The following is a 24,542-nucleotide window of genomic DNA, read 5'->3' as shown; positions in this document are numbered from 1 at the left end:
CTCGCAGGTCCGACCAGCCGTGGAGACCATTCGATGCTGCAGTCGTTGCGTGATCGCATGTCCGGCGTTGTCGCCTGGTTCATCGTGGGCCTGCTGATCATTCCCTTCGCCTTCTTCGGGATAGACCAGTTCACGACCAGCAACGCCAATCCGGAAGTGGCCAGCGTGGGCGACAGGGACATCACCCTCCGCGAGTTCCAAAACGCCTACAATCAGCGCTATCAGCGACTGGTGCAGATGCTGGGCGAGAACTTCGATCCCTCCACGCTGGACCGTGGCGTCATGCGCCAGGCGGTACTGGAGGACATGATTCAGCAGGAAGCACGCCTGCAGTACGCACAGAACCAAGGTTGGCGCGTCAGCGACCAGGCTCTGATGCAATTCCTCCAGGAAGTGCCGGCATTCCAGCGCGACGGGCAGTTCTCACCCGATGCGTATCGCGAACTGCTCGCGCAACAGGGCATGAGCCCGCAACGCTACGAGCAGCAACTGCGCGAAGGCCTGCGCGCCGAGCAACTGCGCAATGCCGTGGTGAATTCCGCCTTTGTGGTGCCGGAGGAAGTGGCGCGTGCCCGCGCGGTGCGTGAACAGCAGCGCAGCTTTGCAGCGGTGCGGGTTCCGGTTTCTCGGTTCCTGGGCGACATCGAGGTGGATGACGCTGCCCTGCAGGCCGCCTACGAGGCCAATCGTGAGGCCTACCGCGTGCCGGAACGGGTCAAGCTGGCCTACATCGAGCTGGACCGCGATCGCATCGCGGACAACCAGCCCGAGCCCAGCGAATCCGTGCTGCGCCGCATCTATGAATCGGAATCCAAGGTGCGCTTCACCAGCCCCGAACGGCGCCAGGTGCGTCACATTCTGGCGGAAGGTGAGGATGCCCGCGCCCGTATCGAAGACGCCGCCGAGCGCATTCGCCAAGGCGCATCCTTCGCCGAGGTCGCGAAGGAAGTTTCCGATGACAGCGGCTCAGCCGAAGACGGCGGCAGCCTGGGCTGGATTGAGCAGGGCGACATGGTCCCGGCCTTTGAAGAGGCGGCCTTCTCATTGCCGGCGGATACGCTCAGCGCGCCCGTGGAGAGCGATTTCGGATGGCATCTGATCCGCGTGGATGCCATCGAGGCATCCCGCACGAAGTCCTTTGAAGATCCCGAGGTGCAGGAACAGCTGCTGCGCATGTACCGCGAGCGGGAAGCGGATGTGGCTTTCCGCGAAACCTTTGATCAGTTGGAGCGGATCGCTTTCGAACAGGCCGCCTCGCTGGAACCGGCCGCCGATGCCACCGGCCTGGAGGTACAGACAACGGATTGGCTGACGCGCGGTAGCGGCCAAGGCCTGCTTAGTTATCCGGAGGTCGCGCAGGCAGCCTTCAGCGACACCGTCAAGGCAGGCGAGAACTCACGGCCATTGGAGCTGGCGCCCGGTCGCGTCGTGGTGATTCGTCAACGCGAACACGAAGCGGCGCGCGTGCGCGCGCTGGATGAGGTGCGCGAGCAGGTGGCCGCCGATGTCCGCGCCGAGCAGGCTGCGGAGAAGGCGCGGGCCATGGCGGATGCCATTCTCGAAGCGGTGCGGGGTGGAGCGACGCTGGAAGATGCGGCCGCATCACGGGACCTTCAGGCCGAGCGCGCAGACAAGGTGCGCCGCGACAGCAGCGACTGGGATCAGCGCGTGCTCAATACAGTCTTCGGCATGCCGCGACCGGACGCCGCGGAGGACGTGCCGGTTCAGTCGGTGGCACTGGGACAGGAAGGCATTTCGGTCGTCCGACTGGAGGCGGTGCATGTACCGGACGCCGCGGCGGAAGACGAGATCAGCGAACGCACCCTGACGCGACGCATTCAGGGACGGGCTGCGGGCATGGAATTCGCCGGGCTGGAACAGCACATCATCGAAAGCATTGATGTCAGCCGCAACGAGGGCATTGCCGACTTCGACGAGGGCGATCCGCTGCGCTGATGACGGAGCGCACGTCATGAGGAAGAGGCTGCCGCGCCATGCCTGAAGCGCTGCGCCAGCTGCACTGGCAGATCGCCATCGCGTTGTTGTTTGCGGTGGCGGCCGGTGCGCTCCTGGCTGATAGCGCTGCCTTCATCAGCGTCGTCGATTTTCTCGGGCAGCTCTTCCTGAACGGGCTGCGCATGCTGATCGTTCCGCTGATCATCACCTCGATGATGCAGGCCATGCTCAACCTGCCGGCGGCAAGCTCCGTGGGCCGGCTGGGCGGGCGCCTCGTGGGGTGGATCACCCTTTCCACACTGCTTGCCGTGCTGGTGGGTCTCCTGCTGGTCAACACCATTGAGCCGGGTGTCGTGGACGGCAAACCGGCCGGTGAGGCCCTCGGACTCGACGCGGAAACCGACACCGTCATGGCGCGCGTGCAGGATGCCGGCACTGGCGATATTGCTGGCATCTTCCTCCGCATGCTGCCACCCAATATTGTCGAGGCGGCAGCCGAGTCCCAGATGCTCGGCATCATCGTGTTCAGCCTGCTCTTCGGTTTCTTCGCTTCCCGCCTGGAGGCCCCGCTGCGCGACGCGCAGACCCGCTTCTGGCAAGGCGCCTATGAAACCATGCTGCGCATCACTGGCCTGATCATGCGCTTCGCGCCGATCGGTGTCTTTGCCCTGGTCTCCGAGACCGTTGCAAAGACCGGCTGGCAGGCCTTCGGGCCCTTGCTGATGTTCTTCCTGTGCGTGGCGGCGGCGCTGCTGCTGCATCTGCTGCTGGTGCTGCCGGTCTTGCTGAAGCTGCTCGCCGGTGTCTCGGGTTGGCAGCACTTGCGCGCGATGATGCCGGCGCTCTTGACGGCCTTCTCGACCAGTTCCTCGGCGGCGACGCTTCCCGTGTCCATCGACTGCGTACAGCGCCGTGCCGGCGTATCGCCGTCTACCGCGGGTTTTGTGCTTCCTTTGGGCGCCACCATCAACATGAACGGGACGGCGCTGTACGAGTGCGCTGCCGCCCTGTTCATCGCCCAGGCCTATGGTCTCGATCTCAGCCTGTCGATGCAGTTCCTGGTGGTCATGCTGGCGCTGCTCACCTCGGTGGGGGTGGCAGGGGTGCCTTCGGCGAGTCTGGTGGCCATCGCCGTCATCCTGGGCGCAGTGGGTCTGCCATTGGAGGGCGTCGGGCTGATTCTCGCCGTGGACCGCATCCTCGACATGATGCGCACGGCGGTCAATGTGTACGGCGACACTTGCGGTGCGGTCATCATCGCGCGCGGCGAGGGGGAAGCGCCCTACCGCAACAGCGCCCCGGAGCGCGAAACGCGCGCCTGAGAAGCGCTTGACGTGGTTGAAAGCCCTGCCGCGCGTTGGCATCCGGCGCAGCAGGGGCTTTCGTGTCGCTGCCCGTTCGCGGACCGAAAACCGCTATTCGCCTTCGGCAAATCCCATGACGCGGAAGCCGGCGTCGACATAGGTGACTTCGCCGGTGATGCCCGACGCCAGGTCGGAGCAGAGGAAGGCCGCGACATTGCCCACTTCGTCGGCGCTGACATTGCGCTTGAGCGCAGACATCGATTCAGCCTTGGAGAGCATGCCGCGAAAGCCGCTGATGCCGGCGGCGGCCAGCGTCTTGATCGGGCCGGCAGAGATGGCGTTGACGCGAATGCCCTGCGGTCCGAGATCGGCGGCCAGATAGCGCGTGGTCGATTCGAGTGCGGCCTTGGCCGGGCCCATCACGTTGTAGCGCGGGATGGCGCGCTCGGCGCCCAGATAGCTGAGCGTGAGCATGGCGCCCTGCCTGCCTTCCATCAGCGGCAGGGTGGCGCGTGCCAGCGCGGCAAAGCTATAGGCGGAGATATCGTGCGCGATGGAAAAAGCCTCGCGCGTGGTCTGTTCGATGAAGCGTCCTTGCAAGGCCTCACGCGGGGCAAAGCCGATGGAATGTACAACGATGTCGATGCCCTCGTGGCGATTGCGCAGGGCTTCCGTCAGCGCCTCGAAATCGCTGTCCTTGCTGACGTCGAGGGGATAGACGCTCTCACTGTCCAGGCTCTTGGCAAATTCCGCGGTGCGCGGTGCGAGCTTCTCGCCCTGGTAGGTGAAGGCCAGCTCGGCGCCCTCGCGGTGCATGGCGCGTGCGATACCCGCGGCAATGGAGCGCTCGCTCGCGAAGCCGGTGATCAGTGCGGTTTTTCCCTGCAGAAAGCCCATCGATTCTCCTCCCAGAGTGCGGCCTGCCGCCCTAGCTCGGCATGAAATACATTGGATAGTTCAGCGTCACCGTGTCCACGTTGGGCTTGGCGCCGAAGTTGAGCGTGCGAACGCGCGTCAGAATGCGCTGTTCGAGGCTCGGGTTGTTCAGCTGACTGTCGACGATGCGGACATCCGTGACGCTGCCATTGGGGGCGATGGTGATGCGCAAGGTCACTTTGCCCTGCAACGACGGATCTTCTCGTAACGCGCGGTTGTAGAGGGTATAGAAGGCGCCCTTGTTGCGATCGAAGACGAGTTGCAGCTCATCCAGACTGCGTCCCGACTTGCGCTGGTCGCCACTGTCGCCCACGCGTGGGCTGGGGGCGCCGACGCCGGCCGGACGCTCGACCTGGGTCGTGCTGCGACTGCCGATCCCGGTGCTGCTCTGGGCGGCACGCACTTCACCGCTACCTCCGCCGCCGGAGCGCTGCCGCGCCGATTGCTCCACCGCGCCGCCGCCGCTGACGCCGCTGCCCTGGGCGCGCAGGACATCGGAACTGCTGCGCAGGCTGCGATTGCCATCCATACGCTGGGTCAGTGTCTGGTCGCGCAGATCGCTCAAGGCCTCGAATTCGCTGCTGTAGCGCTGGCGTACTTCCTGTCGCGCATCGGGCTGGGGCGCCTGTTCGCGCGGTTCGGGGGTCTCGCGCGATTCCGGTTCGGGCGTAGGTTCGGGGGCCTCCTGCGTCTCCGGTTCCGGTGTGGGCTCGGGTTCAGGCTCGGGCTCCGGCTGTTCCACCGGCTTGGGCTCTTCCTCCTGCTGGGCGATCTCGGCCGCCCGCTCGCGGATCAGCTGCGCATAGCGCGGTTCCTCGCCCTGCTGACCGCCGCCTTCGGAGAGGCCGGGGATGCGCAGGAAGGGCATGACCAGCGCGATGATCAGAAACGGGATGAACAGTGCGAACAGGACGCGCTGGAAGCGGCGGTCCGAGGCATCCGCATAGCGTGCGACTTCAGGGCTCAGTGCGTACACGCTCAGGAACCCTCCTTGCTCGGCTGTCGCTGCAGCACCGCCAGAGAGACGGTGGAGAAGCGCGCTTCGGTCGCGGTCGCCATGATGCGCTTCAGGGTGGAGAAGGGCGTTTCCTTGTCCGCCATGACGTTGATCTCGCCGCGCGTGCGCTGGGTCTGATCGTCGATCTCCACCGATACCAGGGGCACATCCTGCTCAAGCTGTGCCTGCAACCCGGGAATGACATCGCCATCCTGACTGGCAGCATCCTGAATCGACATGATGTCCGTCGTGCGGCTGCCGTTCTGGAGCAGCACGCGCTCGCGGGTGATCATGATGACGGGCACCTCGCGCGCGCGCTCCTCGGTCTGCGATTCCGGCAACTGCATGGCGCGCGGCGCTGGCAGCACCTCCACCGCCGAGGAGTTGACCAGCAGGAAGAAGACCAGAATCGTGAAGATGTCCATCAGGGACACCAGATTCAGTCCGCCGCGCTTCTGCTCTCCGGCGCGCCGTTGCAGGTGCTTGCCGCGGAAACTCATCGTGCGCCGGCTCATGGCGCCTCTCCATTCACGGGGGCGGCTTCACCAATGGCGATATCCGGAAACATGTTCTGTTTGGGGTTGTCCGGCTGCATGCGCACGGTGTCCATTACCGTGACCAGATCCTCGTAGGCCACGCTGGGCTCCAGCAGCAGCGTGATCGCGGTGTCGTCCGGGCGCCGTGACTTGATCTCACTGAGCAGTGCACCCAGCGCCTCGGTGTCGATGGCGCCATCGTCGGCGCGATCAAAGGCCTGGACCGGGCTGCCGCCGTCCGTGACGGTCACCGTGTCGGCCCGCACCACGACACGCAGGCCCGGTGGCAACGGCGGCTCGTCGCTGCTTTCGCTGGCAGGCTCGGGCAAGGCCAGCTCGAGCACGGCCAGCTGCGAGAACACCGCGGTGATCAGCAGAAAGGGGACGAGCACCACCATCAGGTTCATGAAGGCAGTGATTTGCAGCTCCGACGTCGGGGCACGCCGGCGCTTGTGGAGCTTGGAGATCATCCGCCGCGACGGGACAGGGCGTTAACGAACTTCACCGAAGCCATTTCCAGGCTGTCGATGAGGGCATTCGTCTTGGTGGTCAGGTAGGTGTGAAGCAGCAGCAGCGGAATGGCGGTCATCAGGCCGAAAGCCGTGGTATTCATCGCGATCGAGATCGAGGCTGACAGCAAGTTGGCTTTCTCCGCCGGATTGACATTGGCCACCGCGGAAAAGCCTTGAATCAGGCCAATGATGGTGCCAAGCAGCCCGAGCAGCGTGGCAATGTTGGCAAAGGTCGCCAGGTAGTGAGTGCGCTTTTCGAGCAGAGGCGTGACCTCAAGCAGCGACTCCTCCATCGCGCTTTCCATGTCCTGACGGGAGTCGCGGCCATGGGCGCGTGCCAGCCCCATCGCCAGCACTTTGCCGACGGCACTGTCGGACTGGGCAGCCATGTCGCCGGCCTTTTCGAACTCGCCGCGATTGACAAGATCCTGGAGCTCGTTCCACATGCGCTGATTCTCGCGGTGCGCACGCGTCAGGAACATCCAGCGTTCGATGGTGATGGCCAGGCCAAGCACGAGAATGAAACCGATGGGGTACATGAAAGGACCCCCGCGGCCGAGGAACTGAAGAGCAGTGCTGAAGAAATCCATGGAGAGGCGTGTCCTAGCTGACGATCATGAAAGGCGGTGTAGTCCAGTGACCGGCATCGCTACTGGCGAGCACGGTCGGCGGCGTCCTGCTGCGCCGCGCGATGGCGGGTAAGGGCGTCGTGGTACTCGACGAATCGACGGAACTGGGTCTCGTCGACGGGCTCCTCGGTGGCGTCCACGAAGCGGGCCGGTCGGTCGAGCTGCGGCGTCGGCGATGTCGAACGCCACGGGATGATGTAGAGCCCGATCGGCGACTCGGTATCGCCGATCACGCTGGTGCCGGCCCCCGCATTACCGGTATCCACGGCCGGCTGCTGGCCCGCATCTGCCGGCGATTCATTGGCGCGCGTGTCCGCACCTGCCGAGGTACCGGGCGCATCACGGTTGGTGGAACCGAGGTTACCGCCGCTGGTGTCGATGGCCGGACCATCCTGGGCCAGTGCGACGCCGGTCCAGACGGCGCACAGCGCAACGATCAAGGTGCGAAGCCTTCGCTTCATCTCTGCGTCTCCTAGGGCGAGCCCGCCGGATTGGTGGTGGCAGTATTGTCGCCGCCGACGGCACCGTCTGCCGAAGAAGCGGCCGTGCTTTGTAGGCGTTCTTCGAGTCGTGCAATCCAGGGCAGGACGCGCAATTCGCTTTCATCGCTGCTGTCATAGGCGGCCCGGTAGTGGCGCACCGCCGCCGGCAGATCCGCCATGACCTCCTCGTAGAGCATGCCGAGGTTGATGTGCGCGGCGGTGTAGCGGGGGTCCACGTCCAGTGCCTGCAGCCAGTAGCGTTCGGCGCGCTCTGCCTGACGGTCCTCGCGGTAGGTATGCGCCAGCCAGTTCAGCGCAACCTTGTTGTCGGCATTGCGCGCGATGGCCTCATCCAGTGCGGCGCGCGCTGCGTCCCAGCGCTCGGCGCGGGCGTGCAGGATGCCGAGATTGGTGGGCGGTCCGCTGAGCGCAGGATAGTCCCGGCTCATCTGTTCGAGGACGCGCTGCGCGGCATCGACCTGGCCATTGCGCAGAAAGCCCATGGCTTCCTCGAAACGGGCCTCGGGCGACTGATCCGCCGCATCGCTGCCTGTGTCGCCGCGATCCGTCGCCGGTACCGGTTCCTTCGACAGCGGCTCGGCACGCTTCGGCCCGAAACTGCAGCCGGCAACCGACAGCGCCAACAGCAGCACGGCCCCGCTAACGTAGCGATTCATAGCGATCCTCCAGAATGGGGCGACGTTCATAGCGCGCAGGCACCAGATCCTGTAGGGCCTGCCACGAGGCGCGCACGGCATCGTTCCAGACACCCTGCGGTATCCGCCGCAGGTTGGCCTCGTAGAGATCAATGGCCTGTTCCTCAAGCGGATAGGCCTGATCTTCAAGCAGCAGATTGTACTCGTCCAGGGCGATGCCACTCAGCCCGGCCGGTCGCTGCGAATCGAGCAGGTCGCGCGCGAAGTCGTGATACACCCGAGCCAGCGCATGGGTGGCGGCGGGCGTGACCGATTCGAAGCCATAGCCGGCGGCCCGGTCGAAGCGCGCGGCGGCCGCCTCGACATGCTGACGGCGCTCCTGCAGCGTCTCGCGCAAGGGTTGACGCAGTTCGACGGCCGCGGCCTTGTCGGCGGCAATCCGACCCAGCGCCAGGCTTGACTCCGCCGCAAGCAGCTGACCGGCGGCGCTGCCATCGCCGTCGGAAGCGGCCGCGCGATTCAGCCAGAAGCGGTACTTCTCCGGATTGCGACCCTCGGTAAGATCGATGAGGCGGCGCAGCGACTGCGTGCGGCGCTCCGCGGTGGCCGAAGCCAGCGCGACGTAGCCTTCATAGGCGTCGATGGCCTGGCCGGTGGCATTGCCGTCGTCGAACAGCTGCGCCGCCTTCCAGCCGGCGTCCTCGCGTACCGCATTTGACTCCGTGGCGCGGCCGGCGATGCGGGCATAGGCCGAGGCCGCCTTGACGGGCTGATCGCTGCGCTCGTAGGCCACGGCCAACTGCTTGTCGGCGTCGGCGGCGAGCTCGTGGTCGGCAAAGCGGCTGCGGAAGCCTTCCAGCACGCGGGCGGCGCCGGCCCAGTCCTCCATGTCCATGAGCAGGACGGCGGCGTCGTACTCAGCATTGGCACGGATGGCAGCATTCGGCGTGACCTGTCCGATGCGCAGGTATTGCGCCACCGCCGCCCCGGCGTTGCCGGCCGCCTCCTCGGCCTCGGCCTGACGGAAAATGCTCAGCGCGAGCTGGTCGGCGACGCGATCCGCTTCTGCCGTGCCACGCTGCTGCAGTCCGAGAAGATCCAGATAGGAAGCTTCGGCGGCGCTGTAGCGCTCCAGCGTGAACTCGGAATCCGCGCGTACCCCGAGTGCCGTCTTCACCAGATTGCGCGGCGCTTCCGCGGTATTGAGGACGCGAGCGGCGACGCTGATCGCTTCCTCATAGCTTTCCAGGCCGTATAGGTCCTCCGCTGCGCGGGTCAGCACGGGCAGGCGTTGTGGATGTTGCGCAAAGGCTTCGGCGAACTGCAGCGCCTCGTCGACCGCCTGGCGCAAGGCGGCCGCCTTGTCGGTCTCCGCCGCGGCGGCGTGGACATCATAGTAGGCGAGCACGGCGGCGTAGCCCGCTTCGGCGCTGCGCGCGTGCGGCGGGTAGTCATAGGCGGTCTGATGATAGGCCTCGGCGGCACGCAGCGGCTCGCCGCCTGCCAGCAAGGTCTCGCCGAGAAGGAAGTGCACTTCCGGCGCGTCGTCGGCGTCCGGGAAGATTTCCAGCGTGCGCTGGTACCAGCCGGCCGCGGTCAGATAGTCGGACTGGGCCGTGGGCCACTCCACATCGCGCGGTGTTTCCTGCGCCCGCGCATGGAAAAAGCCGGATAGATCGCCAAGATAACTGCGCAAGGTCGTCAGTACGGTATCGGTGGCCTCAGCCCCTTCCCAGTACGCGGCGCGCGGATCATAGGTGTCCACGTAGCGCTGCTGCTCGGCAAGAACCTGGTCCTGGAAGCCGCCGGCGCGGTAGCTGTCGACCACGGCCACCTGATAGTCCGGGGCCAGCTCGTGCATTGGGAAACGCGCGACAAAGGCGGCATAGGCGCCGGCCGCGTCGCTGTAGCGTTCGCGTTCAAGCAGGAACTCGCCAAGCGCGCTGTAGATCAGCGGATAGAAGCGCGGTTCGCCGCGCTCGGCGAAGGAATCGTTGACGGCCGGCCCGCCACCCATGGCGGTGTAGGACAGGCTGGTGACACGCAGCACGTCGCGCGTGAGATCGCGCTTGACCTGCGGCACCTCGGCCAATGCGGCCTCCGGCTCGTGGGCCACCGGCTCAGGCAATTCGCGGTCGAGGATCGTGAACAGCACTTCGATGGCCTCGGGATACCGTGCCAGCTTGTAGAGCGTCCAGGCGTACTTGTATTGCGCGGCTTCGAAGAAGGGCGTCTGGTTTTCCAGAGCGAGCACGGCTTCGTATTCGGCGGCAGCCTCGTCGAAGCGCTTGGTGGCGAAAAGCAGCTCAGCGCGACGAAAACGACCGTCGGCCGCGTAGGGGCTGTTCGGATAGGCCTCCGTCAGCTCGGCGAGTGTGGCCACCGAAGCATCGACCCGGCCGATATTCTGCTGAGCGCGAGCAAGCTGGTAGTAGACGCGGTCATTGCCCGGATCATTGGGGCGTTGCGCGATCAGCCGCTTGTACAGCTTGATCGCCTCTTCCAGCCGTTGCTCGCTGTCATCCGCTGGATTGAGTTCGTTCAGCTGCACCTGAAGATCCGCCAGCCGGCGCTGGGCCTCGGCGCGGGTATCTTCATCGGCGGAAAGCTCAAGCAGGGCGCGGTAGTTCTCCAGCGCGAGCTCCGGGCTGGGCTGCGTCGGACGCTCGTCGTCCGCATCGGGACGGCGCGTTGGCAGCGTCGCTTCCCGGTTCTCAAGGCTGCGAATGGTGGGGCCGGTCTCGCTCGTGCCGCTGCTGCCGCAGGCGGCGAGCAGCAGGCTGGCGAGTCCAGCGGCCAAGGCAAGCGGGGTCGGTTTCATGGTGTGTTGGCGGGTTCGTCGCGCAGTTCGCGATCGTAAAGGCGGGCAACCGCGAAGCGGGCTTCGAGTAGGTATTTCTTGAGAATGTCGCGCTGCGCTTCCAGATCTTCAATGGCCAGCTTGCGAACGGCTTCGCTCTGCCGACGAGCGAGGGCTTCCAGCGCCTGCTGCTGATCGCTCAGTCCGGTCACGGCATCGGCGTACGCTTCGCGCTGGCCGTCGAAGCGCGCGGGAAGATTGCTTTCGCGGAGCACCAGGGCCGGTTCCGATACGGGTGGTACGGCATCGTCGCTGCGCAGCGTGAGGCGGTCCGCCGCGCGCAGGCGCAGTGCAGGCAGGTCGGCACGCGAAAAGATGTCGTATTGGTCGGCGAACAGCACCGACTCCGGAGGGGCCGGCAAGAGGGACGCAGCCTGGAAGGTGCGGTCGACGTCGTTGCGAAGGTCTTCGATGCGTCGGGTCAGCAGGCGCGCGTCGCGATAATTCTTGAGCTGCTCCTGAAAGCGGTGTTCGGCCAGTAACCGGTTGAGCCAGTAGGTTTCGGGAAGGTCGGGCAGATCAAGAAGTCGCCAGTTGTAGCCCGATTGCGCATCGGCGTCGCGCCGCACGATCGCATTCAGCATGAGCGCGCCGCGTACCGATTCGATTCCCGCGTCGATGCGCTCGCGCGCCTCTTCGAAGACCTCGATGGCTTCCTGATAACGCTGCACCGCGCCCTGGTAATCCCCAAGCCGGTCCAGGGCGTAGGGAATGGCGAGCATGCCTTCCTGGACCGCCGCGTCCATCGGGTCACGCTGAACCAGCTCGTTCCAGACCGTCAGGGCGCGCAGCAGGGACTGGTTCTCGTCCTCGCTGATGCCGGCGCGACGGAAGGGGCGATTGGCCAGCCGCCGGTAGATTTCGGCCTCGAAGAAACCAGGACGGATCAGCACTCCCAGCGACGCAACATCGCGGAAGGCATCGTACTCGCTGGCGTCGCCCACCGCCTCGCGTTGCTGACGCGACCCCTCGGGGGCGAGCTCGGCCCATCCCATCCCGAGCAGGGCGCGATTGGAAAAGGGGCCTTCGGTGCGGATGCGCGCGAACATGGGCTTGGCGGTACCGCCCAGCTGCTGGCGCAGGAAATGGTAACCAAGGGTCAGATTGGCCTTGTCCCGCAGGGCGAGTTCCACCGTACCCTCCGGGCGCTGGCGCGAGATCTCGTCAAGCGCGCTGCGACCGGCCGAAAGATCCCCCGCATTGATCAGGGCAATGCCCAGGTTGTAGCGCATGAAGGGCGTGTGATCGTCGCGGTTCGGTTTTTCGCGAAGCACATCGGCTGCTTCGGAAAAACGCCCCTGGTCGAGCAGCACCCGGCTGGTCAAATCCTGCCAGCGCGTGAGGTAATTGCGCTCGACATCGTTGCGCAGACGCCGCAGGCGCTGCACGGCCTCGAACAGATAGCCACGCTGATATTCGAATTCCGCCAGGTCGAGCAAGCCTTCGGTCAGGCGCTCCCGGTCCTCGGTCATGCGCGTCAGGCGGTCGTAGGCACGCTGTGCCGGCTCAAGCATGCCGAAGTTGAGGTAACTCTCTGCCAGCAACCAGTAGTACGGTTCTGCCAGGGCGTAATCGCCGCTGCCTCCGTCCATCAGTGCCAGCTCCACCAGGGCGGCGAAATGGTCGCCGGTCTTGCTCAGGTAGCGGGCGTGACCCAGACGCGGATCCTCCCGGCTACCCGCCTGAACGCGACGCACCTGGGTATTGTCGCTACCCGTCTGTCCGGCGATATCCAGCGTGCTGAATTCCAGTGGGCCGGGGCGCTCGCCCAGCGATACCACGATATTCAGCGCCTCGGCGCGTTTGTAGAAGGTGGCTTCCAACCGCTCGCTGACCGGGGTGCCGTCGCCGCGGCGATCAATCCGGCGCCCCGAGTATTCGACGCTGACGGTGTGCTCGCCCGGAGCGATTGCCAGCCGGCGCGCGCGTTGCACGCCGCCATGGGCGAGGGCACGTGCCTCGCGCAGTTCGTAGTTGTGGGCGTAGACCTGCCGTTCGTCGATGGCGATGCGCATGGACTCCAGAATGAAGCCCTCCATGCGCGCCTCGGCGTAGAGATCCACGCGGGCATAGGGGGGGTAGCGCAGTGCCAGCCGCTGCTGCCGGACGTCGCGCTCCTTTGCCAGCAACGCGCTCTTGGCGTCGGAAGTGGCCTGGTCAAGTTCCACCCGCTGCGTTGCCGCTCCGGCCTGGCTTGCAAACAGGCAAAGCGCAGGCAATAGCAGGGTACGCAGCAGGATGCCGGAAAGCGTCGGTCGATTCACGTTGGGGTCTACAGTGCGCTGGCTACTGAAAATTCAGTGTATCAAAGCTACCCGCAAGCTCCGGCTTTGTCCGTTGCCGCCGCGACGCCGCCGCCCGGCACCTGCAAGCCGCGGTCCAGGGTCGCATCAGCCGCCCCTTCAGGCGTCGGGCGCGCTGGCCACGGCGCTCGCAGGCAGCGGCACGAGCAGGGTCTTGCCTACCCGGATGCGGGTCGACGAAAGCGCATTCATGGCCATGAGCTGCTGCGTGGTGGTCTGGTGTCGCAGGGCAATGTGCGAGAGCGTGTCGCCGGGCTGTACGCGATATCGTCCATGCTCCACCAGGCTCAGGTGACCATCCTGGCGCAGCCGTCGTGCCAGATGCGATTGGCGGTGCGCGGGTACCCACACCCGATGCGGGCCACTTGCGGGCGTGCTATCGCTGGAAAGGGCAGCATTGACGCGCTGGAGCTCGGCCACCGAGGTGGTGGCAAGTGCGGCGACACGGTCCAACTCCACCTGCTGGTTGAAGTGCACCGCCTGGATCAGTGGTCGCGCCGGAAGCACAGGCCGGACATAGCCATAGCCCTGTGGATTGCAGACTGCGCGCACGAAGCCCAGAAAGCGGTTCAGATGCGCCTGCGTTTCTCCCGGCAGGCGCAGGCGGGCAACGGCAACACGCGTACCCGGACGCGCACCGACAGCCCGCAAGGCGCGCACCACCGTGCCTTCGCCTGCGTTGTAGGCGGCCAGTGTCAGTGGCCAGGTGTGGAAGCGATCGCGCAGATAGGCCAGATAGTCGAGGGCCGCGCGGGTGCTATGGCCGACATCGGCGCGGCCGTCGTAATCCTGCTGCATCGGCACGCCGAAGCGGCGGGCAGTCGCCGGCATCAGTTGCCACAGGCCGCCAGCGGCGCGGTTGGATCGGGCGTCGGCCTCAAAGCCGCTCTCGATGGCCGGCAATACCGCCAGCTCGATAGGCATGCCGCGCGCCCGAACGGCGGCCATCGTGTGCCAGAGCCAGGGCTCGGCGCGATACAGCAGGTCCTGAAAATGCGTGGCCGAACGGGTATGCCAGCGCGCGCTGCGTTCGGCGGCCGCGGCATCCGGCGCCTGCATCACAGCCTCCGCGCAGAAGCCTTCCCAGAGATCGTCGGTGGTGTCCGCCTGCACGCCGAAGGCGAGCAGCAGGAGGGTGGTGCCGGCTGCCAGGCGTCGCAGGCCAGTCATTGCCTGCATCAGCTTCGGTCTTTCAGCGCGCGCAGCGCGGCGAAGGTGTCCACACCCGGCGCCACGGTGTGTCCGACCGCGCCGGAAACGGCCTCGGCCAATGCGGCTTCGTCCGTGCGCAGGAAGGGATTGAAATCCTTCTGCTCCCCAATGGTGGTCGGTAAGGTGGGCTGATTTTCGGCCCGGCGCTGCTTGGCATCGGCTTCGACCTGGCGCAGCCGGTCGTCATCCGGCTCGACGCTGCGCGCGAAGGCCAGATTGGCCAGGGTGTACTCGTGCGTGCAGTAGACCGTGGTATTGGCATCCAGCGCCATCAGTCGGGCCAGGGAGTCGTACATCTGTGCGGGTTCGCCCTCGAACAGGCGCCCGCATCCGGTATGGAACAAGGTGTCGCCACAGAACACGCAGTCGGCGCCGACGTAGGCGATGTGCCCGAGGGTGTGGCCCGGGATCGCCATGACGGAGAAATCTTCGCCACCCGAGCGCACGCGATCGCCGTCGCTCACCGCCAGATCCAAAGCGGGAAGACGTGCTTGTTCGGCCAAGGGGCCGACGACACGGGCCCCATAGCGATTGCGCAGCGCGTCCACGCCGCCGGTGTGGTCCGGATGCCAATGCGTGAGCAGAATGTCGCGCAACGGATAGCCGTTGCCCTCGAGCCATGCTGTGACGACATCGGCGTCCCCGGGGTCGACGACCACGGCGGCCTCGCCGTCAAACCACGACCAGATGTAGTTGTCTTGAAATGCGGGCAGTGGGACAGCGTTTTTCATACTAAGATGCTGCGCAATGCAATTCTTCGGGTCAAATGCAGCGCGACAAACCGCTGCCGCGCGTGCGGAAGCCATCGCGAGGCAGCGCGAACAGCGCCGCGCACGCAAACGCCACGCTGCGCTGCGTCAATGGCAGATCAGCCGGCGTCGCACTGCACTCGAAGCCCTCGCCGCGCTGAGCATACGGGATTCATTGGGCGACGTCTTCGGTCGATGGTGTCTGCAGATCGGTGCCTGCGGGCGCGACCTGACCCGCGAGGCGAGCACCCTGCGACGGGTGCAATGTACGGCGCATTGCTTCGAAGGCGGTGCGCTGGTGGCCGATCCCGCCATGCTTCCGCTGGCCAGCAGCAGCATGGATGCCGTCGTGCTTGCTTTCGCGCTTGAGTTTTCGGTGCACCCCCACCGCCTCATCCGCGAGGCGAATCGGGTTTTGAACGACCGCGGCGTGCTGTTCATTGTCGGCCAGTCGCCACACAGTATTGGCGCGTTGCCCCGGCTGATGGGGCTCGGTGGGCGCGTGTTGCCTGCGGGCACCGGGCTGGTGCGGCCGGGGCGTATCCGCGACTGGCTGGACGTCCTCGATTTCGAACTGGAGCGCTACAGCGGCTTCTCGGTGGGGCCGCCGCATCGTGGCCCTTCGCAGGGGGGTATGGCGCGCACCTTTGCCGATTGCTACGTCCTGGTGGCGCGCAAGCGCGTCTTTCCGCTGACGCTGGCACGACAGCCCCTGCTGCGCCGTCGGCCTGCGCCTGCACCGGGCGTGGCCGTGACCCATTTTCGACGTGAACGTCCGACGGAAGAAGAGCGCCCACCGGCATGAAGTGCGTAGAGATCTATACCGATGGCGCCTGCCGCGGCAACCCGGGACCAGGTGGCTGGGGCGCGGTGCTGCGCTACGGCAGCCACGAGAAGACCCTCTGCGGCGGCGAGGCGGAGACCACCAACAACCGCATGGAACTGATGGCCGCGATTCAGGCGCTGGAAGCGCTCAAGAGCCCCTGTGAGGTCACGCTCTATACCGACTCGGTCTACGTGCGCAACGGCATCACGGAATGGCTGGATGGCTGGCGGCGGCGCGGCTGGAAGACGGCGTCCAAGCAACCGGTGAAGAATCGGGAGCTGTGGCAGCGCCTTGATGCCGCGGCGCAGCGCCACCGTATCGACTGGCGCTGGGTGCGCGGTCACTCCGGCAATGCCGGCAATGAGCAGGCGGATCAGCTCGCCAATCAGGGACTGGAGCAGGCACAGGCGGAGATGGCGGGATGACGACACGACAGATCGTGCTGGATACCGAGACCACCGGCCTCGAAGCCAGCGAAGGCCATCGCATCATCGAAATCGGCTGCGTCGTGCTCGAACAGCGGCGGCCGGTGGATACCCTGCACTGGTATCTCAATCCCGAACGCGATATCGACGAGGGGGCCTTCAATGTGCACGGTATCTCGCGCGCCTTTCTGAGCGACAAGCCGCGTTTCGCCGAGCGCGTCAGCGAGCTGCTGGCCTTTCTCAAGGGCGCTGAGCTGCTGATCCACAACGCCGACTTCGATGTCGGTTTTCTCGATCATGAGCTGGCCCGTGCCGGTCTGCCGGAACGCATTGCCGACCTGTGCACCGTCACCGACACCTGGGCGCTGGCCAAGAAAAAGCACCCAGGCCAGAAGAACAGCCTGGATGCGCTGTGCAAGCGTTACGACGTCGACAATTCCAATCGCCAACTGCACGGCGCTCTGCTCGACGCCCAGCTGCTGGCGGAGGTTTATCTGGCGCTGACCGGCGGCCAGGAAACCCTGGCGCTGCACAGCAGCACCGACGGGCAGAGCGATAGCCTGCCGCCGGCGCTGAAGGCATTGATCGAATCCACTGCCACGCGGCCGCTGCCGGTCATCCGGGCCAACGAGGCAGAGCAGGCCGAGCATGAGGCGCGCCTCGGCGAGATCGAAAAACGTGCGGGCCGCTGTCTGTGGAAGTCCGCGAGCACCACCTAGCCGGGCAGCACCGCTCAGTCGCGATAGCGGCGTAGCAGATCGTCGTAGGCGTCGATGCGCCGGTCGCGCAGGAAAGGCCACCAACGGCGGACCTGCTCGCCGGCCGCCAAATCGATCTCGGCCAGCACTGTGGTGGGCTGATCCTCGGCTTCGGCAAGGATTTCGCCCTGCGGCCCGGCAATGAAGCTGCCGCCCCAGAACTGCGCGCCGGGCAATACGCCCGAAGGGTCCGGCTCATGGCCGCAGCGGTTGGCGACGAGTACGGGCAGGCCATTGGCGATCGCGTGCGCGCGCTGGATGGTGCGCCAGGCGTCGCGCTGACGGTACTGCTCGTCCGCCTCGTCTTGCGGATTCCAGCCGATGGCGGTGGGGTAGAGCAGCAGCTCGGCCCCGGCCAGCGCCATCAGGCGTGCGGCCTCGGGGTACCACTGATCCCAGCAGACCAGCACCCCGAGCCGGCCGACGGCGGTGTCGATGGGCTCGAAGCCGAGATCGCCGGGGGTGAAATAGAACTTCTCGTAGTAGCCCGGATCATCCGGGATATGCATCTTGCGGTAGATGCCGGCCAGGCGGCCGTCGGCGTCCAGCACCGCGGCAGTGTTGTGGTAGAGGCCTGCAGCACGGCGCTCGAAGAGACTGGCGACGATGACCACGCCAAGTTCGGCGGCCAATGCCCCCAGGGTCTCGCTGCTCGGGCCGGGGATCGGCTCGGCGAGATCGAAGCGGTCCGGATGCTCGTCCTGACAGAAGTAGCGACTGCGATGCAGTTCCTGCAGCAGGATCAGTCGGGCGCCCTTCGCTGCGGCATCGCGAATCGCGGCAATGCTGCTTTCCAGGTTGGCCGCCACGTCTTCGCCACAGGCGTGCTGGACAACGGCGGCGGTGAGGCGGCGAGAGGCATGGTGCGTCATGGTTGGCTCGGAATCTGCATGGTCACGCAGTGCAGGCTGCCATGCTGCCGAATCAGCGTCCGGCAGTCGACGCCCCGCACACGGTGCTCGGGAAAGGCCGCCTGCAGCCGCGCCAGGGCGATGGCATCGGCCGGGTCATCGTAGGTGGGCACGAGCACCAGCGCGTTGCTGATCAGGAAATTGGCATAGCCGGCTGGCAGGCGGTGCCCGTCGTCCGGATCGAAGGCCGCCGCCGGCAACGGCAGCGGAATCAAGGTGTATGGGGTGCCTTCGGCCGTACGCAATGCGCTGAGTTCGTCGGCCATGGCGCCCAAGGTCTCGAAGTGCGCATCCGATGGATCGTCGCAGGCCTGATAGGCGATGCAATCCCGGCGGCAGAAGCGGGCGAGGGTGTCGATGTGGCCATCGGTATCGTCCCCGAGGAGATCGCCATGGGCCAGCCACAGCACCCGCTGTGCGCCCAACTGGTGGCGCAGCATCGCCTCGACGTTCTCTTGCGTCGCGCCCGGGTTGCGCGCGGTATCCAGCAGGCAACGCTCGGTGGTCAGGATGGTGCCGGCGCCGTCACTCTCAATGCTGCCACCTTCCAGTACCCAATCCACGGGCGCGGTCGGCCCTGGCAGGAGGCCCTGGTCGGCGAGTCGTGCGGTGAGTGCATTGTCGAGGCGGGCATCGAACTTGCCGCCCCAGCCGTCGAAGCGGAAGTCCAGATGCCGCGCCCCATCGTCCTGCCAGACGGTGATTGGGCCGTGGTCACGTGCCCACACATCATTGCTGGGCAACATCACCATTCGCAGGCGCTCCGCTGCCACCCCGCGCGCCAGTAATTCCTCGCGGCGCGCCTCAGGGCGATCGGGCACCACCACCAGCAGAGGGGTTGCCTCGGCGATGGCGACGGCCAGGCGCACAAACTGGTCATGGGCTTCATCCAGCATCGGCCCAAAATCGCCATCGGCGTGGGGCCAGGTGAGCTGGACGGCGGCTTGCGGCGCCCATTCGGCGGGCAGAAAAATCGACATGGCGGGGTGGAGCAGGGGAGACAGGGGGCACGGAATGCCGCCAGGGCAAGCCTGCGGCGGTCAGCGCGCGGCGCAGTGTATGCGCGCCGTGCCTACGGGCGCGAGTGTGGGGGCGATGAGGGGGCGTGCGCCCTGGCTTCAGGGGGTGCCCGTTACGGGCTCGGACTCGACCTCGAGCTGCTCGCTCTGTCGGATCGGCTTGACGGCGCGATTCTTCGGCGCCGCGATGATGGCGCGATCCTTCTCGAAGACGACATAGAAATCGCTGTAGTCCCAGCGCACGATGGGCGGTCGCTTGGCATGACCGCCCCCGACCTGGTCGAAGCGTGTCTCGGGCGGGCCGTACTCGGCTTCCACCGCCACCATGGTCATGCCGCGCTCCGGCAGGCCCTCCGCCGTCAGGGAGGTGGCCGGAATGCGCAGCGTCTCCGCATGCGACGGCACCATCACGGTGGCACTGGTCAGCAGCAGAAGGAGTGGGAACAGGGTGCGGAATACAGGCATGGGATCAGGCTCTTCGCTTTGTCATGAGCATAGCGCAGCCAGAAAGGGCTCAGACAGCCGCCTGTGGTCTAATCGCGAACCATGAGCCCACCCGTCGAATTGCTGATCGGCCTGCGCTATGTCCGCGCCAAGCGGCGTAACCATTTCATCGGCTTCATTTCCATCGTCTCCATGCTGGGTATCGCCATCGGCGTCATGGCGCTGATCGTGGTGCTTTCGGTGATGAACGGTTTCGAAAAGGAGCTGCGGCAGCGGATTCTGGGCATGGCATCCCACGCCACGATCTCGGGAGAGCGCGGCGTGCTTGCCGACTGGCAGCGCGTCGCGGATCAGGTCACCGGCGACCCGCGCGTGGTTGCCGCCGCGCCCTACATCAGCGGTGAAGCGATGTTGCGCGTACGCGGCCAGACCTCAGGCACCTTGCTGCGCGGCGTCCTGCCCCAGAGGGAAGCACAGGTTTCCAAATTGCCCGAGTACATGCGCGATGGTGGGCTGGAGGCGTTGAAGCCGGGTGGGTTCGGCGTGCTGCTCGGTGCTGAGCTGGCGCGCTCGCTCGGCGTCGCCAAGGGGGATTCCGTCGATCTGATGGTGCCGCAGGCCAGCGTCACGCCGGCGGGCGTGCTGCCGCGTTTTCGTCGTTTCGAGGTGGTTGGCGTCTTCGAAGTGGGGATGTACGAATTCGACCGCGGTCTCGGGGTGGTTCACCTCGATGATGCACAAGCGCTGCTGCGCATGGCCGACCAGGTCTCCGGCGTACGGCTGATGCTGGAGGATCTGTTCCAGGCGCCGCGGGTCGTGCGTGATGTCGCCGAAGGGCTGGGCGGCCGCTACCGCATCTCCGACTGGACCCGGGAGCACGCCAATTTCTTCCGCGCCATTCGCACGGAGAAAACGGTCATGTTCATCATCCTGTCGCTGATCGTCGGCGTGGCCGCCTTCAATATCGTGTCCACGTTGGTCATGGTGGTACAGGACAAGCAGCCGGATATCGCCATCCTGCGCACCATTGGCGCAACCCCGCGCATGATCATGCTGATCTTTCTGGTGCAGGGGCTGCTCATTGGCGTCATTGGAACCTTGCTTGGGCTCGGTGCCGGCCTGGCGTTGGCGCTCAACATTGATGTGGTGGTGCCCTTCATCGAGACGCTGACCGGCCAGCAGTTCCTGGCGCCGGACGTGTACTACATCAGCGATCTGCCCTCCGAGGTGGAGCGCGGCGACCTGATCCGGGTGGGGGGCATGGCCTTCCTGCTGGCGCTGCTGTCGGGTCTCTATCCCGCATGGCGGGCCGCGCGCACCATGCCTGCCGAGGCACTCCGGCATGAGTAGCGCAGCGAGCAGCGTGCGGGGCCCCGCGCAGCGGGGTGTTAGCGTCGCGAGTCTGCGCGGGACTGGCAGGACAAGCCGGCCATCTCCATGCTTCGCGAGCACAGCGAGCAGCGTGCGGGGCTTCGCGCAGCCGGGTGTTAACGACGTGCATCCGCGCGCGGCCTACGGGCAGACGCACTGCGGGGACCAAGTACGCATCGCCCGCCACTGTTCCGGAGGTGTCCTGTGACCGAAGCCGTCATCGCGGCAGAGGGGCTGACCAAGCGCTTCGCCGACGGGCGTCGAACGCTGACCGTTTTCGAGGATGTGGCATTGCGCGTGGCCCCCGGCGAGTCGCTGGCCGTGGTCGGTGCCAGCGGTTCCGGCAAGTCCACCCTGCTGCATCTGCTCGGTGGACTGGACCGGCCGGACGCCGGGCGCGTCCTGATCGACGGCAGCGACATGGCGGCGCTGTCGGACAGCGCTCGCAGTCGCCTGCGCAATCGGTCGCTGGGCTTTGTCTACCAGTTTCATCATCTGTTGCCCGAGTTCAGTGCCCTGGACAACGTCGCCATGCCGCTGCTGCTGCGACGCGATCCAGCCGCCTCGGCGCGCAAGCGTGCGCAAGACATGCTGGAGCGCGTGGGACTGGGCGATCGCCTGCAGCACAAACCGAGCGAGCTGTCGGGCGGTGAGCGACAGCGCGCGGCGGTTGCGCGCGCACTGGTGACCCAGCCGCGTGCGTTGCTTGCGGATGAGCCGACCGGCAATCTGGACCGGCACAATGCCCAACGGGTCTTCGATCTGCTGCTGGAGCTGAACCGCGCCCTTGGCACGGCCCTGATCGTGGTCACCCACGACGAGCATCTGGCGGCCAAGATGCAGCGCATTCATTCCCTCGACGGGAGCGATCCGGCGTCGTGGAGCGGACAAGCCGAGGCGGGCTCCTCAGCGCCGGCCTAGGCGCTTCGACCGGTGTCCTCGGCGTCCTCTGGTCGCCGCTGCTCTTGCCTTGGCCGGTACTGGCCTTTGCCCTGGTTGCCGTTGCTTTCATCCGCTCCTGGCTGCGCTGGCCGCTGCTGTGGTGTCTGCTGGGCGCCAGCTGGACGCTGTGGCACGCCTCCAGCCTGCTCGACGCGCGCTGGCCCGCCGAACGCCACGGCGAGGACGTGACGGTCCAGGGCCGCATTGCCGACCTGCCGCTACAACGCGCGGACCACTGGCGTTTCCGCTTTGAGGCTTTGCCTGGCGAAGCAGTGCAGGGCGCCATTCGCACCAGCTGGTACTTCGCCGATGTGGCGCTCGCTGGGGGGCAGTGCTGGGTTCTGCAGTTGCGCATGCGCACGCCGCGCGGCGCGGTCAGTCCGGGAGCTTTCGACTACGAGCGCTGGCTGTTCGCGGAAGGCTATGTGTCCAGTGCCTATGTGCGGGCGGGCCATCCCTGCGCGGAGGCCGCGCCGCCGCCATGGTGGCGTTCGATGCGCCAGCACCTCGACGCTGCGCTCGGCCGTTGGCTGCACGATCATCCGGCGCTGGATCTGGCGCGGGCGCTGACCGTTGCCAACCGCAATGGCCTCGACGAGGCTGATTGGCGGGTGCTGCGCGTGACCGGTACCTCGCATCTGGTGGCCATTTCCGGTTTGCATGTGGGCCTGGTCGCCGGGCTTTTTCTCTTTCTTGGGCGCTGGCTGTGGCAGCGCTCGGCCTGGCTGTGCCGTCACATGCCCGCGCCGCGGGCCGGGCTGCTGGCCGGCACGGCCGCGGCGTTGGCCTATGCGGCGCTGGCCGGCTTCAGCGTGCCCACTCAGCGCGCGCTGCTGATGTGGGCGGTGATTGCCCTGGCACTGTGGAGCGGCCACCGCACCCGTGCCTGGCATGTGCTGATGCTGGCGTGGATGGCCGTATTGGCCTTCGACCCGCTGGCTGTCCTGGGGGCCGGAACCTGGCTGTCCTTTCTGGCCGTTGCCACCATTGTGATGGTCAGCAGCGAACGCGCCGGCGGGGCGGCGGTGTGGTGGCGCATTCCCCGATTGCAGGCGGCACTGCTCGTCGGTCTGACACCGGCGACCTTGCTCTTCTTCGACGGGGCCAGCCTGCTTGCACCATTGGTCAACGCCGTGGTCATCCCCGCCTTCGCCGTGCTCTTGCCGCTCCTGCTGGCCAGTGTTGCGCTCGCCTGGGCGGGCGGGAGCACGCTGCCGTTGACAGCGGCGGCGCATCTGCTCGAATGGTTGCGACAGGGTCTGATCCTTGCGGCGGACGCGGCACCCATGCTGTGGCTGGAGGCCATGCCAGGGGCGCTGACCCTCCTGTGCGCGGCCTGGGGCGCTTTCCTGCTGCTTAGTCCGCAAATACAACCACTGCGCCTGCTCGGGCTGATCTGCTGGTTGCCGTTGCTCTGGCCGCGTCCCGGGCTCACACCCGGGGTGGCCGAAGTGGCCATCCTCGATGTCGGTCAGGGCCTGTCGGTGGTGGTGCGCACCCGGCAGCAGACCCTGGTCTACGATGCAGGGCCGGCCTGGCCAGGGGGTTTCGATGCCGGCGAGGCCATTGTGGTGCCGTACCTGCGGCAGGCCGGTGTGCGCGCCGTGGACCGACTGATCATCTCGCACCGCCATCGTGACCATGCCGGCGGCGCTGTCGCGGTGGCGCAGGCGCTGCCGGTCATGGAAACCTGGGAGGAGGGCAATGCCGCATGTCGGTCCCCTCGGCGCTGGAACTGGGACGGCGTGAGCTTCGAGGTGCTGCATCCAAGGCAGCCCGAGCGCTGGCAGGCGAACGACCGCTCCTGTGTGCTACGCGTCACGGCCGGCGGGCAGCATTTGCTGATCACAGGGGATATCGAGGCGGCCGCCGAACAGGCCTTGGGCGGGTCGACGGCGGAGAAACTGGCGTCGCAGGTCGTGGTGGTGCCGCATCACGGCAGCCGCACTTCATCGACGCCGGCCTTCGTGGAGGCGCTGAAGGCGGAGTGGGCGGTGTTCAGTGCCGGTTGGCGCAACCGGCACGGTCACCCGCATCCGGAGGTGCTGCGCCGCTGGCAACGCGCCGGGGCAGAGACGGTCACGACCGGCGACGCCGGCAGCCTGGTGGTTCGGCTTGGCGCGGGTATGCAACCGCAATTACGCTCTGCGCGCGAACAGCGCCGGATCTGGCGGGCGCCGTATCGGCTGCCCAGCGCCGTTGACTAGAGCTTGGTCGGGTTCGGCGCGTCGCCGTAGACGGCGACCGGGTCGAAGGTCTTCTCGCTCTCGCGATACTCCAGCGGACGCTCGGCCTCGCCTTCGCCCACCGGTACGGCACGATAGAAGCAGGAGCGGTAACCGACGTGACAAGAGGCATCACCCTGCACCGAGACGCGTAGCCAGATCGCGTCCTGGTCGTCGTCGATGCGCAGCTCCTCAACGGTCTGCACCAGACCACTGGTCGCACCCTTGTGCCACAGCACCTGGCGCGAGCGCGACCAGTAGTGCGCCTCGCCGGTGGCGATGGTGCGCTTCAGGGCTTCTTCATTCATGTAGCCCAGCATCAGCACTTCGCCGGTACCGGCCGCCGTGGTAATGCACGGGATCAGCCCATGCTCGTCGAATTTGGGGGCCAGCTCGTTGCCCTCTTCGACCTGTTCGATGGATTGGCGCGGGAAGAAGCGGATGAAGTCAGACATGGCAGAAACGACAGGGTTGCCGGGATTCGCGGGG

23 protein-coding genes are annotated in these 24,542 nt (G+C 66.3%); 8 read left to right on the top strand and 15 right to left on the bottom strand.

Annotated features, from left to right (window positions below; all coding sequences use genetic code 11):
* Window positions 1-33: 33 nt before the first annotated feature.
* On the top strand, window positions 34-1,956 hold the full coding sequence (locus tag ACOOFO_RS11255) for a SurA N-terminal domain-containing protein (RefSeq protein ID WP_420426867.1): 1,923 nt from the start codon (window positions 34-36) through the stop codon (window positions 1,954-1,956).
* A gap of 38 nt (window positions 1,957-1,994) precedes the next feature.
* Window positions 1,995-3,278, top strand: coding sequence for a dicarboxylate/amino acid:cation symporter (locus tag ACOOFO_RS11250; protein WP_420426866.1), 1,284 nt, complete (start codon window positions 1,995-1,997; stop codon window positions 3,276-3,278).
* 93 nt (window positions 3,279-3,371) lie between these two features.
* Here ACOOFO_RS11250 and ACOOFO_RS11245 read toward each other — a convergent pair whose 3' ends face one another.
* The 11 genes from ACOOFO_RS11245 to gloB form a co-directional block, all read right to left on the bottom strand.
* Entirely contained in the window at window positions 3,372-4,157 is a 786-nt protein-coding gene (locus ACOOFO_RS11245) for an enoyl-ACP reductase FabI (RefSeq protein WP_420426865.1), read from the bottom strand.
* A 31-nt stretch (window positions 4,158-4,188) separates the two neighbouring features.
* Window positions 4,189-5,172, bottom strand: coding sequence for a TonB family protein (locus ACOOFO_RS11240; protein ID WP_420426864.1), 984 nt, complete (start codon window positions 5,170-5,172; stop codon window positions 4,189-4,191).
* Window positions 5,173-5,174: 2 nt separating this feature from the next.
* Window positions 5,175-5,708, bottom strand: coding sequence for an ExbD/TolR family protein (locus tag ACOOFO_RS11235; protein WP_420426863.1), 534 nt, complete (start codon window positions 5,706-5,708; stop codon window positions 5,175-5,177).
* Window positions 5,705-6,199, bottom strand: a complete 495-nt coding sequence (locus tag ACOOFO_RS11230; protein ID WP_420426862.1) for an ExbD/TolR family protein — start codon at window positions 6,197-6,199, stop codon at window positions 5,705-5,707. Before ACOOFO_RS11230 ends, ACOOFO_RS11235 begins: the two co-directional genes overlap by 4 nt.
* Window positions 6,196-6,831, bottom strand: coding sequence for a MotA/TolQ/ExbB proton channel family protein (locus tag ACOOFO_RS11225; protein ID WP_420426861.1), 636 nt, complete (start codon window positions 6,829-6,831; stop codon window positions 6,196-6,198). The genes ACOOFO_RS11230 and ACOOFO_RS11225 overlap by 4 nt, the downstream gene beginning before the upstream one ends.
* 59 nt (window positions 6,832-6,890) lie before the next feature.
* Window positions 6,891-7,331, bottom strand: a complete 441-nt coding sequence (locus ACOOFO_RS11220; protein WP_420426860.1) for a hypothetical protein — start codon at window positions 7,329-7,331, stop codon at window positions 6,891-6,893.
* Between the two features lie 11 nt (window positions 7,332-7,342).
* Complete coding sequence (locus ACOOFO_RS11215) at window positions 7,343-8,029, bottom strand: tetratricopeptide repeat protein (RefSeq protein ID WP_420426859.1); 687 nt, start codon at window positions 8,027-8,029, stop codon at window positions 7,343-7,345.
* Window positions 8,013-10,829 (bottom strand): tetratricopeptide repeat protein, encoded by a 2,817-nt coding sequence (locus ACOOFO_RS11210; protein ID WP_420426858.1) that lies wholly within the window; start codon window positions 10,827-10,829, stop codon window positions 8,013-8,015. The genes ACOOFO_RS11215 and ACOOFO_RS11210 overlap by 17 nt, the downstream gene beginning before the upstream one ends.
* Window positions 10,826-13,132, bottom strand: coding sequence for a tetratricopeptide repeat protein (locus tag ACOOFO_RS11205; protein ID WP_420426857.1), 2,307 nt, complete (start codon window positions 13,130-13,132; stop codon window positions 10,826-10,828). The genes ACOOFO_RS11210 and ACOOFO_RS11205 overlap by 4 nt, the downstream gene beginning before the upstream one ends.
* A gap of 138 nt (window positions 13,133-13,270) precedes the next feature.
* Window positions 13,271-14,341 carry a transglycosylase SLT domain-containing protein gene (locus ACOOFO_RS11200; RefSeq protein WP_420426856.1) on the bottom strand — a complete coding sequence of 357 codons (1,071 nt, stop codon included), beginning with the start codon at window positions 14,339-14,341 and terminating at the stop codon, window positions 13,271-13,273.
* Window positions 14,342-14,349: 8 nt separating this feature from the next.
* Window positions 14,350-15,114 carry a hydroxyacylglutathione hydrolase gene (gene gloB / locus ACOOFO_RS11195; protein WP_420426855.1) on the bottom strand — a complete coding sequence of 255 codons (765 nt, stop codon included), beginning with the start codon at window positions 15,112-15,114 and terminating at the stop codon, window positions 14,350-14,352.
* A gap of 16 nt (window positions 15,115-15,130) precedes the next feature.
* Between gloB and ACOOFO_RS11190 the strand changes: the two genes are divergently transcribed.
* The 3 genes from ACOOFO_RS11190 to dnaQ are packed head-to-tail and all read left to right on the top strand — an operon-like array spanning window position 15,131 to window position 17,102.
* Window positions 15,131-15,937, top strand: a complete 807-nt coding sequence (locus tag ACOOFO_RS11190; protein ID WP_420426854.1) for a class I SAM-dependent methyltransferase — start codon at window positions 15,131-15,133, stop codon at window positions 15,935-15,937.
* Window positions 15,934-16,383, top strand: coding sequence for a ribonuclease HI (rnhA, locus tag ACOOFO_RS11185; RefSeq protein ID WP_420426853.1), 450 nt, complete (start codon window positions 15,934-15,936; stop codon window positions 16,381-16,383). Before ACOOFO_RS11190 ends, rnhA begins: the two co-directional genes overlap by 4 nt.
* Complete coding sequence (gene dnaQ, locus ACOOFO_RS11180; protein WP_420426852.1) at window positions 16,380-17,102, top strand: DNA polymerase III subunit epsilon; 723 nt, start codon at window positions 16,380-16,382, stop codon at window positions 17,100-17,102. Before rnhA ends, dnaQ begins: the two co-directional genes overlap by 4 nt.
* 14 nt (window positions 17,103-17,116) lie before the next feature.
* On the opposite strand, the gene ACOOFO_RS11175 is transcribed toward dnaQ, so the two are convergent.
* The 3 genes from ACOOFO_RS11175 to ACOOFO_RS11165 all read right to left on the bottom strand — a co-directional run bounded on the left by ACOOFO_RS11175 (window position 17,117) and on the right by ACOOFO_RS11165 (window position 19,536).
* On the bottom strand, window positions 17,117-18,013 hold the full coding sequence (locus ACOOFO_RS11175) for a carbon-nitrogen hydrolase (RefSeq protein WP_420426851.1): 897 nt from the start codon (window positions 18,011-18,013) through the stop codon (window positions 17,117-17,119).
* Window positions 18,010-19,032, bottom strand: coding sequence for an agmatine deiminase family protein (locus tag ACOOFO_RS11170; RefSeq protein WP_420426850.1), 1,023 nt, complete (start codon window positions 19,030-19,032; stop codon window positions 18,010-18,012). Before ACOOFO_RS11170 ends, ACOOFO_RS11175 begins: the two co-directional genes overlap by 4 nt.
* 138 nt (window positions 19,033-19,170) lie before the next feature.
* Window positions 19,171-19,536 (bottom strand): hypothetical protein, encoded by a 366-nt coding sequence (locus ACOOFO_RS11165; protein ID WP_420426849.1) that lies wholly within the window; start codon window positions 19,534-19,536, stop codon window positions 19,171-19,173.
* Window positions 19,537-19,617: 81 nt separating this feature from the next.
* Here ACOOFO_RS11165 and ACOOFO_RS11160 point away from each other — a divergent pair, with 81 nt between their 5' ends.
* The 3 genes from ACOOFO_RS11160 to ACOOFO_RS11150 all read left to right on the top strand — a co-directional run bounded on the left by ACOOFO_RS11160 (window position 19,618) and on the right by ACOOFO_RS11150 (window position 24,035).
* Entirely contained in the window at window positions 19,618-20,865 is a 1,248-nt protein-coding gene (locus ACOOFO_RS11160; RefSeq protein ID WP_420426848.1) for a lipoprotein-releasing ABC transporter permease subunit, read from the top strand.
* Window positions 20,866-21,090: 225 nt separating this feature from the next.
* The gene (gene lolD, locus ACOOFO_RS11155; protein ID WP_420426847.1) at window positions 21,091-21,807 is read left to right on the top strand and encodes a lipoprotein-releasing ABC transporter ATP-binding protein LolD; all 717 of its coding nucleotides are present in this window, start codon (window positions 21,091-21,093) and stop codon (window positions 21,805-21,807) included.
* The gene (locus ACOOFO_RS11150) at window positions 21,765-24,035 is read left to right on the top strand and encodes a DNA internalization-related competence protein ComEC/Rec2 (protein WP_420426846.1); all 2,271 of its coding nucleotides are present in this window, start codon (window positions 21,765-21,767) and stop codon (window positions 24,033-24,035) included. Before lolD ends, ACOOFO_RS11150 begins: the two co-directional genes overlap by 43 nt.
* Here the strand turns inward: ACOOFO_RS11150 and hisI are convergent.
* Window positions 24,032-24,508, bottom strand: coding sequence for a phosphoribosyl-AMP cyclohydrolase (gene hisI, locus ACOOFO_RS11145; RefSeq protein ID WP_420426845.1), 477 nt, complete (start codon window positions 24,506-24,508; stop codon window positions 24,032-24,034). The genes ACOOFO_RS11150 and hisI overlap by 4 nt on opposite strands.
* Window positions 24,509-24,542 lie beyond the last annotated feature (34 nt).

This window comes from Algiphilus sp., from assembly GCF_965216485.1.
In the GTDB taxonomy this organism is placed as follows: Bacteria; Pseudomonadota; Gammaproteobacteria; order Nevskiales; family Nevskiaceae; genus Algiphilus.
Note: the sequence above shows the minus strand (reverse complement) of the source record. Positions and strands in the feature narration are given on the sequence as shown.